Annotated in this window: 16 protein-coding genes; 6 read left to right on the top strand and 10 right to left on the bottom strand. The window is 34.2% G+C overall.

What is annotated here, in order from left to right:
* Nucleotides 1-25: 25 nt before the first annotated feature.
* The 3 genes from AACV01_RS05990 to AACV01_RS06000 are packed head-to-tail and all read right to left on the bottom strand — an operon-like array spanning nucleotide 26 to nucleotide 4,690.
* Nucleotides 26-3,103: a MexW/MexI family multidrug efflux RND transporter permease subunit gene (locus tag AACV01_RS05990; RefSeq protein ID WP_060554910.1), complete on the bottom strand. Its 3,078-nt coding sequence runs from the start codon at nucleotides 3,101-3,103 to the stop codon at nucleotides 26-28.
* Between the two features lie 12 nt (nucleotides 3,104-3,115).
* Nucleotides 3,116-4,222 carry an efflux RND transporter periplasmic adaptor subunit gene (locus AACV01_RS05995; RefSeq protein WP_004249194.1) on the bottom strand — a complete coding sequence of 369 codons (1,107 nt, stop codon included), beginning with the start codon at nucleotides 4,220-4,222 and terminating at the stop codon, nucleotides 3,116-3,118.
* 45 nt (nucleotides 4,223-4,267) lie between these two features.
* Nucleotides 4,268-4,690 (bottom strand): DoxX family protein, encoded by a 423-nt coding sequence (locus AACV01_RS06000; RefSeq protein WP_046334995.1) that lies wholly within the window; start codon nucleotides 4,688-4,690, stop codon nucleotides 4,268-4,270.
* Nucleotides 4,691-4,814: 124 nt separating this feature from the next.
* Here AACV01_RS06000 and soxR point away from each other — a divergent pair, with 124 nt between their 5' ends.
* Complete coding sequence (soxR, locus tag AACV01_RS06005; protein WP_046334996.1) at nucleotides 4,815-5,264, top strand: redox-sensitive transcriptional activator SoxR; 450 nt, start codon at nucleotides 4,815-4,817, stop codon at nucleotides 5,262-5,264.
* Here the strand turns inward: soxR and AACV01_RS06010 are convergent, their stop codons facing one another.
* From AACV01_RS06010 to AACV01_RS06040, 7 genes are read right to left on the bottom strand one after another with little or no spacing between them, the layout of a single operon-like run.
* On the bottom strand, nucleotides 5,265-5,696 hold the full coding sequence (locus tag AACV01_RS06010; protein ID WP_004249195.1) for a hypothetical protein: 432 nt from the start codon (nucleotides 5,694-5,696) through the stop codon (nucleotides 5,265-5,267).
* The gene (locus AACV01_RS06015) at nucleotides 5,686-6,378 is read right to left on the bottom strand and encodes a hypothetical protein (RefSeq protein ID WP_046334997.1); all 693 of its coding nucleotides are present in this window, start codon (nucleotides 6,376-6,378) and stop codon (nucleotides 5,686-5,688) included. Before AACV01_RS06015 ends, AACV01_RS06010 begins: the two co-directional genes overlap by 11 nt.
* Nucleotides 6,359-6,931: a type III secretion protein gene (locus AACV01_RS06020; protein ID WP_046334998.1), complete on the bottom strand. Its 573-nt coding sequence runs from the start codon at nucleotides 6,929-6,931 to the stop codon at nucleotides 6,359-6,361. Before AACV01_RS06020 ends, AACV01_RS06015 begins: the two co-directional genes overlap by 20 nt.
* Nucleotides 6,924-7,676, bottom strand: a complete 753-nt coding sequence (gene sctJ, locus AACV01_RS06025) for a type III secretion system inner membrane ring lipoprotein SctJ (protein ID WP_104836774.1) — start codon at nucleotides 7,674-7,676, stop codon at nucleotides 6,924-6,926. Before sctJ ends, AACV01_RS06020 begins: the two co-directional genes overlap by 8 nt.
* Nucleotides 7,677-7,678: 2 nt before the next feature.
* Nucleotides 7,679-7,957, bottom strand: coding sequence for a type III secretion system inner rod subunit SctI (sctI, locus tag AACV01_RS06030; protein WP_161682582.1), 279 nt, complete (start codon nucleotides 7,955-7,957; stop codon nucleotides 7,679-7,681).
* 23 nt (nucleotides 7,958-7,980) lie between these two features.
* Complete coding sequence (gene sctF, locus AACV01_RS06035) at nucleotides 7,981-8,235, bottom strand: type III secretion system needle filament subunit SctF (protein ID WP_004249199.1); 255 nt, start codon at nucleotides 8,233-8,235, stop codon at nucleotides 7,981-7,983.
* Nucleotides 8,236-8,284: 49 nt separating this feature from the next.
* Complete coding sequence (locus AACV01_RS06040) at nucleotides 8,285-9,358, bottom strand: hypothetical protein (protein WP_004249200.1); 1,074 nt, start codon at nucleotides 9,356-9,358, stop codon at nucleotides 8,285-8,287.
* Nucleotides 9,359-9,647: 289 nt separating this feature from the next.
* Between AACV01_RS06040 and AACV01_RS06045 the strand changes: the two genes are divergently transcribed.
* The 5 genes from AACV01_RS06045 to AACV01_RS06065 are packed head-to-tail and all read left to right on the top strand — an operon-like array spanning nucleotide 9,648 to nucleotide 15,731.
* Nucleotides 9,648-10,403 carry a helix-turn-helix domain-containing protein gene (locus tag AACV01_RS06045; protein WP_004245842.1) on the top strand — a complete coding sequence of 252 codons (756 nt, stop codon included), beginning with the start codon at nucleotides 9,648-9,650 and terminating at the stop codon, nucleotides 10,401-10,403.
* A 43-nt stretch (nucleotides 10,404-10,446) separates the two neighbouring features.
* Nucleotides 10,447-12,102 carry a type III secretion system outer membrane ring subunit SctC gene (gene sctC / locus AACV01_RS06050; protein ID WP_233902366.1) on the top strand — a complete coding sequence of 552 codons (1,656 nt, stop codon included), beginning with the start codon at nucleotides 10,447-10,449 and terminating at the stop codon, nucleotides 12,100-12,102.
* A gap of 4 nt (nucleotides 12,103-12,106) precedes the next feature.
* Entirely contained in the window at nucleotides 12,107-13,183 is a 1,077-nt protein-coding gene (gene sctW / locus AACV01_RS06055; protein WP_060554906.1) for a type III secretion system gatekeeper subunit SctW, read from the top strand.
* A 26-nt stretch (nucleotides 13,184-13,209) separates the two neighbouring features.
* Nucleotides 13,210-15,309, top strand: a complete 2,100-nt coding sequence (locus AACV01_RS06060) for an EscV/YscV/HrcV family type III secretion system export apparatus protein (RefSeq protein ID WP_161682584.1) — start codon at nucleotides 13,210-13,212, stop codon at nucleotides 15,307-15,309.
* Nucleotides 15,310-15,317: 8 nt separating this feature from the next.
* Complete coding sequence (locus AACV01_RS06065) at nucleotides 15,318-15,731, top strand: InvB/SpaK family type III secretion system chaperone (protein ID WP_004245838.1); 414 nt, start codon at nucleotides 15,318-15,320, stop codon at nucleotides 15,729-15,731.
* The last annotated feature ends 1 nt before the right edge of the window (nucleotide 15,732 follow it).

The following is a 15,732-nucleotide window of genomic DNA, read 5'->3' on the forward strand; positions in this document are numbered from 1 at the left end:
TTTACGACATTACCGCTTGTTATTTTTATTGCTCACTGATTTGCTGTAATTGTTTTTGACGCTCAGTCTGAGCGCTGACTTGATGGTTTCGTGCCAAGAAGCTGTACATTGTGGGTAATACAAACAGCGTAAATAGCGTGCCAACTAACATACCTGATACAATAATCAACCCTAATCCATAGCGACTATTCGCTCCAGCACCACTGGCAAATAGCAGAGGAATAAGCCCGATAACCATTGCTGCCGTAGTCATTAAGACAGGGCGTAAGCGGATTTTTGCTGCTTCAATAATCGCCTCACGTCGATTTAGATTTTTATGAACTTGCAATTCATTAGCGAACTCCACCATTAAAATACCGTGCTTACTGATAAGTCCTATCAAGGTGACTAAACCAATTTGAGTGTAGATATTTAATGTCACCATACCTAAAGCTAATGGCACTAATGCACCACAAATTGAGAGTGGTACCGTAATTAAAATAATCAATGGATCAACCAAGCTTTCATATTGTGCGGCTAATACCAAATAAATAATGATAAGGGCGGCAATAAACGCAAAGACTAAGGTATTTCCTTCTTGGGTAAATTGGCGAGCATCAGATTGCCAATCATGGCTAAAGCCAGCGGGTAAGGAATTTGCCACATTTTCAAGAAACGCAACAGCTTGCCCCATGGTGACACCCGGTGCCGGAATAGCTTGAAATATAGCGGCATTTTGTTGATTAAATTGCGTTAATTTATTGGGTTCAACTTGAGTGGTAATATTGACCACGGTTGATAATGGAATTAACAGGTTATCTTGAGTACGAATATAGTGCCCTGCAAGTGCTGCCGGAGTTAAACGTTGTTGACGTATACTTTGAGGGATCACATCATAAGAGCGACCATCCATACCAAAGCGATTGATATAGTGTTCACCCACTAATAAGGATAGTGATTCGCCAATATCTTGCATGCGAATACCAAGGGTATTGGCTTTGGCACGATCAATAGTGACCTGTACAACAGGGTTGTTGTAATCAAGATCACTATCCACTACGACAAATAGACCACTTTCTCGTGCTTGCTGTTTGATCTCTTCCATCGTGTCAAATAAAACGGGATAACCTAATGGGCTACGTAACACCATTTGGACAGGTAATCCGCCGACAGAGCCAGGTAATGATGCTAATTGAAAAGCAAAAATACTGCTTCCTTCAACATCCGCAACACGATTTTGTAGGTCTGCCTGAATTTGATTGGCATTACGATCACGACCTTTCCAACCATCAAAATTAATCCCACCAAAGCTTGCTGAAGGGCCATCAGTACCATTGATGATCCATGTGCTGTCTGTTTCCGGTAGGCTCATATAAATATCATCAAGTTTCTGATTAAAATGTTCCGCATAGGCAAGATTTGCATGTTGTGGTGCTTTTACCGCGGTTAAAACGCTCGCTTGATCTTCTAAAGGTGCTAACTCTTGTTTTGTCTGGCTATATAAAAACGGCAAGCTAACAAACACGGCTAAGGCGAAAACGACGGTTAACCAGCGATGAGTTAAAGAAAAATTAAGCAAATAGCTATAGTAATACGCCAATTTATCAAAGGTATATTCGGCTATTTTAGCCATCCTACCTTCATTTTCTTTCGGTTTGAGCATTAATGAGCTCATGACCGGAGATAAGGTTAATGCCACAATACCCGATACAATGACACTACCAGCAAGCGTTATGGCAAATTCTTTAAACAGTGCACCTGTTAATCCTGACATGAGACCGATTGGCGCGTAAACGGCGGCTAAAGTGATGGTCATGGCAATAACCGGCCCCGCGACCTCTCGTGCCCCCACTAATGCGGCCTGCACTGGTGATAATCCCTCTTCAATATGACGATGTACGTTTTCAACCACCACTATCGCATCATCGACAACTAATCCAATGGCTAAAACCATAGCTAGCAAAGTAAGCAAATTAATACTAAAACCAAATGCCAACATTAATCCGGCTGCCCCCAACATAGATAAAGGGATAGCAAGCACAGGAATAATTACAGAACGTAATGAGCCTAAGCAGAGATAAATAACAGCAATAACAATTAAAATGGCTTCAATTAATGTTTGCACCACCTGATCAATAGAAGCTTTAATAAAACGTGAAGTTTCAAAGGCCAGCTCCACATTTACACCTGGTGGGAGTGTTTTTTCTATATCAGTAAGGTTTTCGCGAATACCATCAACAATGATTAACGGGTTACCTGTTGGTGTTGGAAATAGGCCTAAGAAGACGGCTTTTTTGCCATTCATGATGCCACTGGTTTCAGTAGCAGCCGCACCTAGCTCGACGGTGCCAATATCACGTAGACGTATAAGATTATGGCCATCATTGTGGATCACCATATCTTTAAATTCTTCCACATTGGTTAAATCGGTATTGACATAAACATTCGCAATAACAAACTCACCTTCGACCTTCCCGGGAGCTGCTTGGTAATTATTACGGCGAATGGCATCAGCGACATCACTAGCAGTTAAGTTTCGCCCCGCTAATTTATCAGTATCTAGCCATACGCGCATGGCCAGTTGTTGTCCGCCAAAGACTTGTACTTTGGCGACCCCATTAATGGAGGAAAACATCGGTTCAACCACACGAGATAGATAGTCAGTTAATTCTGGAATAGAAATTTGCTCACTGGAAAAGCCAACATAAGCGACTGCGGTTGATTCACCAGAAGAAAGTTCAATCACAGGATCATAAGCTTGTTCTGGCAATTTATAACGTACTTGATTGACCTTGGCCATCACTTGCGTTAATGCTTGTGTCGGATCGCGATTTAACTCCATTCTTACCGTGACAAAACTTTTTCCTTGTACTGAAGATGAAGAAATATAATCAACGCCTTCCACCGAGGAAACGGCTTGTGTAATAGGCTGAGTCACAAAACCTTGCATCAGTTCAGACGATGCGCCAGGGTAGTCTGTTGCAATGGTAATCGTTGAGTTTTGTAACATGGGGTATTGGCGAATAGGTAGTTTACTGAACGCAAATGCGCCCAGTAAAAAAATCAAGGTGCTAACTACTAACGCTAAAACAGGTCGTCGCACAAAAATATCAGTGAATTTCATGAAACACTCCTGTTATGGTTGACGAGTAGTAGATTGGGCCAGTGTTAACGTATCTTGCTCTATGGGGGCTATTGAGGTGCCATCACTAAGTTTGATTTGCCCTGAGGTAACAACTTGATCTCCCTGATTTAAGCCTTCTTTGATCTCGATAAGGCCGTTGTAGCGCAATCCAACTTTCACAGAGACACGCTTAGCGATAAGGTTTTTTTGATTGTCAGATTGCGCTACAAACACGGTATCCCCATAGGCAGTATAAGTAACCGCTGTCTCTGGTACGGTTAATGCCTGATGACGAGTAGGGGAGGTAACTTGAACACGAGCAAACATGCCCGCTTTTAATTTGTTATCAGTATTCGGTAAAATGGCTTGTACTTGCACAGTGCGAGAAGGGCCAATAAGAGGGTCTATGGCATTAAGTGAGCCGGTAAATGTTTGATTAGGATAAGCATCAACTGCAATATTAATAGGTTGATGAGTTGAAAGCTGTGGCGCCACTTGCTCATCGAGTGAAAAGTTAAGTTTTAAGTGGCTTGCATCCACTAATGAGGCAACACGTTCCCCAGCATTTAGATACTGTCCTTCATGCACGAGTTTTATGCCGACAATACCATCAAAGGGAGCTTTAATGGTTTTTTGTGCAATGCGCGCTTTCACTTCACGGATAGAGGCTACAATCATATCGCGCTCTGATAACGTACTATCTAATTGTGCTGCAGCAGCCACATTTTTACTATAAAGTTGGCGAGTTCTTGAATAAAGTTTTTCTGCATTAGTTAGTTGTGCTTGTAAGCGTAATAATTCTGCTTGCTCTGGCTCATCATTTAATTTTACTAAGATTTGTCCCGCGGTGACGGTCTGTCCTGATGCAAAGTGGATAGTGGCGATGCGCCCATTTGTTTCTGCCGCTAAATAGACTTGTCTAGCAGCTTCCAATTCTCCAACACCATGCATAGTATTGGGTAATTCAGCGGATTGCGCGGTTGCTAATGCCACTTTTGTTGGTGGATAAGCAAATGGCTGTGTTTCATCTTCATCAGATCCCATTGTTGCATAAACCATTGCCCCTGCGCTTAATAAAAATAGTGAGGCACATAAAGTTAACGTCAATTTCTTATTCATTTTACCGCCGATCCCATAGTGAAGTTTTTATCTATTTTTAGGGTGTTATGAGTTGAATTTTTTCCATAATGCTCTGAAGTGGCTAGCCATTGCGGTTGCCATTAGTCCTCCAATCACAGATGTATGCTCTATCGCAAAATACATGGATAACATCGCTTTATCGCCGGTCATATTCCAAAACGTATGTACAATCACAATGGTTAAAAATAAGAAAGTGGCTAATGCGCCAGTACCTAACCATAGATAACGATCAAAAAGAACTAAAATCGATCCGGCGAATAAAACAATGGCGCTGGCGAGATTAAAAAACCAATCAGGGTTTAACCCTGCTGCACGCATCTCTGCCAAACTATTCTCATAATCAAATACCTTGGCAAAACCCGATGATAAAAATAACAATAGAATTAGCACTCTTGCGACAATCCATAATGTTTGGCTTTCAAGAATACGTGCAATTGAGTTAGGCATGTATCAGTCCTCAATAAACTTAAAAAATAAAATCAGGCAATTGGCTGACTTGACTTTGTATTGGGACAGGACTATAAAACCTCAAGTTAACTTGAGGTCAAGTGAAAAATAAAAAAGGTAGCAAATGAGTAAAGAGAAAATAGATTTTAATCGAGCGCTCACGGTTGGCGAAGTGGCAAAACGTAGTGGTGTTTCGATTTCTACACTGCATTTTTATGAAGAAAAAGGATTGATAAAAAGTTCTCGAAGCTCTGGAAATCAGCGCCGTTACCCGTCAGTGGTACTTCGTTATGTAGCAATTATTAAAGCAGCGCAGAGCACAGGTATTCCATTAAAAGAAATTCAGGAAATATTAGGAAAATATCCACCAAATAGTAAATTAACTGCAGAACAATGGCATGAAATATCAACGGATTGGAAAATACGACTCGATGAGCGTATTCGACGTCTTAAGCGTTTACGTAATGGACTTGATCACTGTATTGGCTGCGGATGCCTATCATTAAATGATTGTCCATTGCGTAACCCTGATGATATTTTAGGGGAAAAAGGATCTGGTGCTCAAATGTTATGATCACAATGAAAATGTCACCCTATCAGGCTTAAAAAAACCTTCGAATTCATCATTGTTATCAATCATACCTAATAATTCTTGGGTGACTTGATGATAAAAACCTTGATAAGAGAGCCGTGAAATTAGTGCTTGATTAATCAAGTTTTTATTTTCATGATGCTCTAATTCACTTTGTTGGTGTGCATAAACTAATAAAGCTATTTGTCGCTTCTCTTTTAACGTTTGATTGCCTCCATCTTTGACATCAAATTGGTCTAATAAAGTAAGAATATCATTAGCATGGCTAAGATCCGCTTTGCTTAAATCTTGATAAAAAGTCAGTTTCAAATTTTCGATAATAGGATCTGATCCTTTTCTCGAAATATTGTTAGCACTAGATAAAGTCGAAGGAGAGTTATATACCTGCTGTGCGCGGAAAGGATCAATTTTCATTGTTATCCTCGTTTAAAATTGGCTTTCTTGAAGAAAGATCGTCTGAGGGGGTAAATGTATTGATAAAGTTTAATAGCACTTGTTTGATGTTTTGCTCAAAAATAGGTTGATAAGTTTCAGAAAAAGGCCGATGAAATTGTGTTCTTAGATCGTTGAGAAATATGGCAGGATCAAAAAAAGTAATTTGATCACCGGTATGAATAGCAATGGTCTTGTTGCTATGGCAGTTTAACTTAATATTGCTATTGTCGAGTTCACTCTCAAAATAGCGCTGTAGTGTTGTGGGAATATCGAGTGTCACTTTTTGCTCAAGAGGAACAGATGACATCAGATATTGAGTGAGTTTAACTTGTATTTCAGGTGAATCTAAGAATTCCCCGATCGTTGCGACGAGTTGTTCTCGTTGCTGAAATTCATATTGTACAAATTTTTCTTGATATTCAATTGAGAATTTTATGATATCAGCTAATAAAACCTGTAATCCTTTAGCATAAGCTTCGTTAGCTACCTTATTACGAAGTTTATCTAGTTTATGATTAAAGTGATGCAACATTTTTTTTGCTGCTTGCTTAGTCGCTAATGTTGTTTTATGAATATTGTCGAGCTGTCGTATATAGTGAGCTCGTATTAATACACCTTCACAGGTATATTTTAAAAGGTTATCAGGTAACAAACGTAGCATAATCTAATACCAGTAAAAAAAGTGTAGGAGATAAAACAAGTGATTTAGGAAATTCAATATTAATTGATAAAGATTTTGGTGAAAAAAGTAATTTAAAACGTTGAGCTAGTGCGTTCGATATTAGTTTAATAAAATTAAATAGTAATTGATAGCCAATATCTATGGGGGCAATATCTTTTAGTGACAGTAATATTTTGCTATCGACAGTCCTATTTAACATAGGATAGAGAGCTAAAAATGCTTTTAATGAAGGTTCTAAATGATAATAATTTTGTGCTAATAGCGTATGACGAGAATAAAAATAACCTAAAAATAAAGCACAACGAGGAAAAGTGTGCCAATGAGTAAATATTTTTTCTACGGTAGTATCAATCTCACAATCAATATGCAGTATAAGTTGATATTGCTGAATTAAATGACGATTAGCTATTTTTTGCCATAGGGTATTTTCTTCTGGCGATGCTAATACATCGTAGTCTGAATGGATATAACTTAACGGTTCATACATTACATTAGAGATCAATTTAAATTGTTCAGCAGTCAGATTACTCATTCTCGCTTACCATTTTATTGACTTGTTTACGACGATAAATAATCAATATGACCATAATTATTATAATTAAACTAATTATTGATAACCCTATGAGTAACCAAGAGTTACTCAATGATGTCGTATTATCTTGGTGAAGTTGATTATTTAATATCGTAAATTTATTGATATTCCGTGGATATAATAAAACAGTAATATTACTCTCATCCATATCATTAAAAGCATTATGGACAAAAGCACGAACATCGTCACTTAGCTGATCACTATCTATCATGCCATCTTCATAGAAAACTAAAGCAGAAGCATGAGGTGTTGGCGTTATACGATCATTTGATGATAGTGGATAACTGACATGTACTCTCGCATCGATAAGATGATCAATGGTTAATAATGATTGTTCTAACCGTTGCTCAATGGCTGAAATTAAACGTGCTTTTTCAGCTTGAGGCGATGAAACTAATGCATCTGATGGAAATAATTGTGTAATTTCAATACGAGAAATTGTTGGTAATTGATATTCTTCTAATATTTGAATAGCAATCCCTATATTTTCCTTTTTAACTGAGATCTCAAATAATCCTTTTCCTAACGCAGTACGAGTACTTGTTATTTGGTGTTTCTGTAACACCGCTTGAATTTCAGTTGCTTGCCTTTGACTTAAATTAGTGAGCAGTGATTGATCCTTACAACCGTTTAATAAAGGAAGTAAGCAACATAAAAATAGTAATAACAAATACCGTCTATTCATTACTATTGAGCCTTAAGTAGTGTTTCCACAATATTGAGAGATTTTCTTGCTAACGTACTCGCTAAGCTCATCGTAATTGAATAATCGCTAAGTTCTATTTGTAAATTCGTATAACTTTGGGTATCACCTAATTGGCTTAATGTTGTTAACTTTTCTTGTATCTTTTTTTCATATTGCATACTACTAATAATGCCATTTACCATGATAGTCGATAAACTATCATCACTTGTATCTTGTAGCTCTTTGGTTAAGTTAACCGGAATAATAGTTGCAATAGCCATACATAATCTCCGTAAAACTCATGTTAACGCATATTACCAATAATGCTCATTGCTAAATCTTTAACAACTTTGATTGATGTAGATTGAGCATTACGTGTAATATTATATTCGGCAAGTTTGGCTTGATATTCGGCTAATGCCGCGGCATTAGATGTATCAGCTTTTAATGCTTCTAAAGCTTTTGATAAATTATTACTTTGGGTTCTTACAGGTTTATGAAAATATTGGTCAACTTTGTTAATTGAACTTACATCTGTTTGAACAAGACTCGCAGCCATAAATTACTCCTTTGTGCTTAAATTTGTTATGTTACTCATCATAGCTTGATTATCCTTGAGGAAAATAACGATGCTGATTATCAAGAAAAATATATCCATTATCTTCTTGTAGCATTGCTTTATTTTTCAAGTTGATATTAACTTTATTTTCACGATAAAAAATAAATTTTCTTCCAAAAAAAGCTGCCTGTTTTTTTATATAAGCATTAAATTTTTCTTTGTCATTTACGCTTAGCTTATCATCAAAGATAAAAATTAAGCCGTTATTTTTTTCTTCAATAGTATATCCTATTGTTTTAGTGAAATTTAGCTTGTTTATCTCTTCAACAATTTTAGCAATTGATAATTCTTTTATGATTGGCTGACAATTTTTGGGAAAATTGTCATTGATGGCTTGAATGATTTTTAACTTTTCATTTTTATTATAATAAAAAAAACTCACTATAGGTTTAGTGTTGTCTTTTAAAGTAACGTGAATTTTATTATTAGTTGCTAATTTGATAATTTTTTCTTTGTTCAAAAATGAAATTTTTGTTTTTGAATCACTATCTTTTATTAAATTTTTAGAAGAGTAAGGTTCAGTGTAAATACATAAATAACCATTTTCTCCTTTAAATTCATTTGAATATGAACTTTTAAAAGCCAATTCCTTTGGTTTATTTTCTAATAGTTTTGATACATCCATAAAAGTAAATGATACTATAAAAAATGCAATAACAAATATAAATGATACAATGATTTTTCTATTAATTGTCCATTTTTTTGAATTTAAATCAAAAGATGTTATAGACAAATCATCTTTATGACTAATTAAAAAAATAGGAAAATTATTGATATATATAGGCTTATCGAGTTCTAATGGTAGTTCTTTGCTAATTTCTTTAGAAATTAAACCATCTTCTATTTTATATTTATTATTTTTTGTATTATGCTCATCAAGCATAATCGTAATTATCTTTTCATGTTCTTTCTTGTTGCAAGGAATGTAAAGTGTTAATTTTTCATTTTCTATTTTATTTTCAATATGTTCTTTACTATGTAGAATTAATGAGTATTGATTAGGTAGTAAAGGCGTTATTATCCCTTTTAAAGGACCACTGAGAACATAAATATAATACAGCATAGAGTTAACCCAATAATAAATGTTAATTAATTCATGTTATAAATATATTTTAGTTATATAAATAATAAAATTCTTTAAAAAAACATAGGTGTTTTATTTGAAAATAAATGTTGATATATTACTGTTGTTTTTTTAATAATAATCAATGAGAATTGTTATTTATTTTTAAAGTTAATTCTAGGCTATATTATTATAGTTTTCTATAAATGATGGCTATAATAACATTTTGAAAAATAGTTTGTTTTTTTGAACCTTTAATAGATTATAAGTATAGGTTGAGGTATTTACCATGTTAATAAATGATATAAAAATAAGTGGCGATAAAAATATTTTATCAGGGAATTTATTATTCATGTGTATTCCTTTAAATGATGAATATCCAATAAGAATATACGATGATAAAACGACTAAAATCATAAAGGGAAAGGCTTTTATTTATAATTCAAAAAATGAAAATGTTATTTTTCAATCAGAAAATCAGTCATGGCGTATTGAAAAGAGATCATTTTTTATTTGTGCCAGATTATTGGCATTTATTGATTATGCTAGAGATTTTTCAAAAATGACAGCAGTTGGCACTAATTTTGATATTAATCAACAAATTTTTTATATAAAAGAGGGGAGTGGAACATTAGAACATCTGATTATTAATGAGGCACTGAAAGATGAAAGCCAATTAGAACCACTTTTTGTGACAATAAGACACAGTGAAAGTTACTGGCTTATATTACATCTGATTAGTTATTTGGATGAGAAAAAAAGCAATATTGCACAAATAGGTGAACGATATGGTGTATCAGGGACACATTTTAGACGGCTGTGTAAACGTTATTTAGGTAATTGTGGTAAAAGTCAATTACGTTCATGGCGTGCGGCATCTTCTATTTTGACAACGCTATCAACAGATGAATCATTGACTCAGATTGCAGTCGATAATGGTTTTAGTTCAGCATCTCATTTTTCTAATGAAATTAAGACATTATTTGGTATTACACCAACTGAATTTCGGCGAATTGGCCAATATCTTTATGAACATAAAAAATAAAATTTACTGTATCATTGGAATTATAATTTTTTATAGCTTCTTTTTGCCAACACAAGCGGCAGAAGGAAAGGTTATTTATACACATCAGGTTAAAAAACCTGATGTTTTTGTTGCGGTAAATACACATATTGAACAGTTTTTCCTAGTGCTATCAGATAAATTAAATAAACCTTTTATTTTAAGCAGCGCCGTAAAAAAAGAGCGGATCAGTGGAAAATTTGATATTTCTTCACCTGAAGACGCCTTTGAATTAATGGTAAAACGTTTGTCATTACTTTATTTTAATGACGGAGAATCTATTTATATTTATCGCGATAATGAGATACAGCAACAGCTATTTCAAGTGAAAAATATCAGCTTGAGTAAACTGAAAGAGTATCTACAAGATGTTGGATTATATGATCTCCGCTACCCATTACGTGCAGGTCACGATCAGCGTACTTTTTATCTCTCAGGTCCTCCTATTTATATTAGCCTAGTTAAGGCTGCTGCTGAGCTTTTGGATAATGATGTACAAGAACAAATTAATGAAAATATCAATAATCAAGTTCCAACCGGAAGCTCTCGTTATGGCGATGAGTTTGTGCAGATATTTCCATTAAAAAACACTTTTGTACAAGATAGAACCTATATATTACGTGATGAAAAAGTGGTTTTACCAGGTATAACAACGGTTTTACAACAGCTATTTATGCCATCGGGAGAGAAAGAAAAAACAGTCAGAAGAGCGCGTGAGATTATCGAAGATAATGATAAATATCAGGATGATAAAATTACCAACGATATACAAGATACTTATTCACCGATTATCACTCAAATGGGCAAATATAATGTTGAGCTCGTTCCTTTACCAGGATCAAATAGCCTGTTGGTTAAAACGAGTCGAGAAGGTTTAGCTTTAGTTAGTTCACTTATTTCACAATTAGATAAACCGAAAAGACAAGTTGAGTTGTCATTATGGATAATTGATATTTCTAAAAGTAAAGCCGATAGTTTGGGGGTGAATTGGCAGGGGAGTTATGGTTCGGGTAAAAATACATTTTTCTTTAATACCGCTAGCTTAAGTGCTGTATCTGGTTTTAGTTTTTTAAGTAAAATCAAAGCACTCAGTGAGGAAGGGGAAGCTAAAATGGTTTCTCGTCCTATTTTGTTAACTCAAGAAAATACCCCCGCCATATTTGATAATAACACCACCTTTTATACACAAATTAAAGGTGAGCGAGTTGCTTCATTAGAATCTACAACATTCGGCACTATGATCAGTGTGTTGCCTCGTATTAGTAATAGTAACCAAGAGATTGAGATGATTATCAATCTTGAAGATGGCGCCGAGAAAAAAAGTGATGATGAAGATAGAGAAGAAGGGATTGAAAAATTACCTGTTATTAATCGCACAAATATCAGCACCGTGGCGCGAGTTTCTGAAGGCGGTAGTTTATTAATTGGTGGATATACACGAGAAGATAACATAAAAGCAGAAAACAAAATTCCTTTTTTAAGTGCTATACCTTTACTTGGCCGAGCATTCAGCTATCAGTCAGATAATAATAAAAAAATGGTGCGTATTTTTATGTTACAACCGCGTTTATTAGATAAAACTGATACGCACGGATTGGACTCTTTAACTGAACACCCATTTTTACCGATGGATAAAAAAACATCTCAAGCGCTAAAACAAATTCAGGCATTTATGAGGTGATATTATGATCGGACCAATTAATACTGCAACTTCGACAAATGGTGCCAGCAACAGTATTAGTAAAGAAAGTCAGCAAGAAATAGAATATAAGCAACCACAAATAAACGAAAGTGAAAATTATCAAAATCAATTAATAGAAATATCTGATGATATGTCTATGGTGGCAACTCTTTTTTCTCAGCGATTAGGAAAATTATTAGACAAAAAAGCCAATAAAGGGCAAGAAGCTTTATATATTGCAGAAGATGGTGCTGATGAGAAACTTGATAAGGTGATGCTCCAATTTAGAAAGTCGGGGAGAAGTTTACAGGAATTATTGCAATATTTACGTAAAATGTTCCCTGATCCTAGTGATCTCGTTATGGTTTTACGAGAATTACTTAGGAAAAAAAAATTAGGTGCACAATTAGATGCAGGTATTGAAAATGAGATCAATAGGTTACTTGCAGGTGAAGAGGGTAAGCAAATTAAGGCGGGCATTAATATTGCTCTCCAAGCTAAAGCCTTTGCTAAATTACTTTGTTTAGATGCATCAGTATTAAGAGACCTTTACCGTAGTTACATTATTCTGGATATTGAACCTATTTATTTTTTCAAAATGTGGATAGAAAAATATGATATAAAAAAATGTTCAATTATTTTGAATTTTCTAACACAGAGCTTGATTTGTGATATGAAATCGTTAATGCCAAGTTGCTCCCAAAGCTCAGAGTTTGGTTATCTTTTGGAAAAGGTAAATAAATTACGATTATTATATAGCTTTATAGAAACGAATATAGAAAATTTAGTGAAAGAAGATTTAAAGAGTTTTATAAAAGAAGATGATTTTTATCAACTAACTATTAATGGAATGATATCTCCAGAAAAAATGGAAAAATATTTAATATCACTTATGGATAATCAATGGAAAGGTTATTTTATTAAAATAAAAATGAGGTTGCTACAACAGTTAAAGACAATGTTCAATAAATATCCTGAATTATTATACTTATCTAATGATTTTAGAAATGAATGCCAAATAATAATACAAAAAATTATAGATAATTATATTAAGCAAGAACAATATCAATTAAGAAAATAAAAAACAATTAATTATTGGCAAAGTTTATGATTTATAAATTTCTATTAGCAATAAAAAACAAACCAGAACTTATCGTACTATCAGTGATGATACTGGTTATAATGATGTTAATTATACCTTTGCCAACTTATTTGGTCGACTTTCTTATAGGTTTAAATATCACTATTGCGATTCTTATCTTCATGAGTTCATTTTATATTAAACGTATACTGAACTTTATGACATTTCCTGCATTATTGCTTATAACAACTCTTTTCCGGCTTGCTTTATCAATAAGCACCAGCCGTCTTATATTATTAGATGCAGATGCAGGAGAGATCATTACCTCATTTGGTGAGTTTGTCATTGGTGAAAATCTTGTTGTAGGTTTTGTTGTCTTTTCCATTGTGACCATAGTGCAATTTCTAGTGATTACTAAAGGATCTGAACGAGTAGCGGAGGTCGCTGCTCGTTTCTCTTTGGATGGTATGCCTGGAAAGCAAATGAGTATTGATGCTGATTTAAAATCAGGGATCATTACGAATGAAGAAGTTCAGATCAGAAGGAAAGAGTTAGGACAAGAGAGTCAATTATATGGTTCATTCGATGGTGCCATGAAATTTATAAAAGGGGATGCGATAGCCGGCATTGTCATTATCTTCGTGAACTTAATTGGTGGCATATCGGTAGGTATGGCTCAAATGGGGTTATCTATTACAGAGGCATTACATACATATACACTTTTAACGATAGGGGATGGATTAGTTGCACAAATTCCTGCTTTACTTATCTCTATTAGTGCCGGATTTATTGTAACACGTGTCGGTGGTGAAAATAATAATTTGGGCTATAGCATTATGAACGAGCTATTGGCTCAAGATTTTGCTTTGTTTGTTACGGCTATTTTGGCTTTTGGTATTGGTTTTTTACCTGGATTTCCCACACCTGTTTTTCTTATTTTATCTGCAATGCTTGGCGTCTACTTTTTTAAAATAAAATGGAAGAATAGTAAAAAAGAATATAAAACAGAAGATGAAAAAGATAATCATAATGCTACTAATGCCGACAGTAAAAAAGGACTTATGTCAAATTTATTTTCTGGTAAACATGATCAACAAGTAGATAATAGTTTATTAACAGAAAATATTACCTTATCACAAGCTGAAACTTTGCCATTAATTATCACTCTTTCTACTAAGAAAAAACCATATTTAACAAAAATAGTTTTTGAAAAATGGTTACAAAAAGAATTTATTTTACAATATGGTATATTATTACCAGATATTGTGATTCACTATTCAGATAAAATAGATGACGATAAAATTATTATTTTAATTAACGAAGTTAAAGCAAAAGAACTTAATTGTCCTTTTCCTCTTTTTCATATAGAAAATCCTAATGATGAATTGCTCTCTTTAGGCTTTAACTTAATAAGTATTGAAGATGATAATAAAACCCATTATTGGATTGAGCGTGATGATGAATCTAAGTTAGCTCCATTAGGTTACAAAGCGGAACGTTCAGAAAGTTACTTTTATAGAAAATTCTCTGATCTGATCACATTAAATATTACAGAGTTTCTTGGTATTCAAGAAACAAAAGATATCCTTGATAAATTAGAAAAGAGTGCCCCTGAGCTTTTAAAAGAGTGTTATAGGCAAGTTTCTATTCAGAGGATAAATGATGTTTTGCAACGATTAGTACAAGAAAAAATTCCTATTAGAAACATAAAGACTATTATAGGGGGCTTAGTTCAATGGGGGAGCAAAGAAAAAGATCCCGTGCTACTTACTGAACACATTAGAACGCTTCTTGCTCGTTATATTAGTTATTTTTTTTCAACCGATGGGAAGTTTAATGCAATTATCTTATCTAACGATATGGAAGAGATAATTCGTAGTGGAATAAGACAAAGTTCTTCTGGCACATTATTGAATTTAGAACCTGCTGAATTAGATATGATAATAGAAAAAATATCTATGGTTATTGATGATATTAAATATATTCAGGATTATATATTTTTAACATCAATAGATATAAGGCGTTTTGTAAAAAAACTAATAGAAACTCAATATCCTCAAATACCGGTATTATCTTATGATGAGATAACATCTGATATTGAAATTAATGTATTACAATCTATTTAGGAGTGATTATGTCTTTTGATCTTGCTAGCTTACTTATGGATGCAATGAATGTTATTGGTCGGAATGATTTATTTTCAGGGGGGAAATCAATCGATAACCATTCAACCATTACCATTAGTTTAGGTGATATGCCAGATATTAATTTATTGGTTGTTGACGAGGTTCCTATGATTTGGTCGGTGCTTTGTGATTATGATGAAAAATTACTTACACAAATTAGTGCCGAATTATTATTAGATAGCATCAATAATCAAACAGAAAGTTTTTACCCTGGACAACCGGCCTTGGTGAGAATTGAGGACTCTTTAGAATTAAGAGCATCATTTATGCCAATTGCATTGCAAAATGGAGAAAGCATGGCAAGAGCCATTGATGACTATTTTCAAATTATGAATAGTATACATCAACGGTTTATTGGCTAAA

This window comes from Proteus sp. G2609, assembly GCF_963896135.1.
Classification (GTDB): Bacteria; Pseudomonadota; Gammaproteobacteria; order Enterobacterales; family Enterobacteriaceae; genus Proteus; species Proteus mirabilis.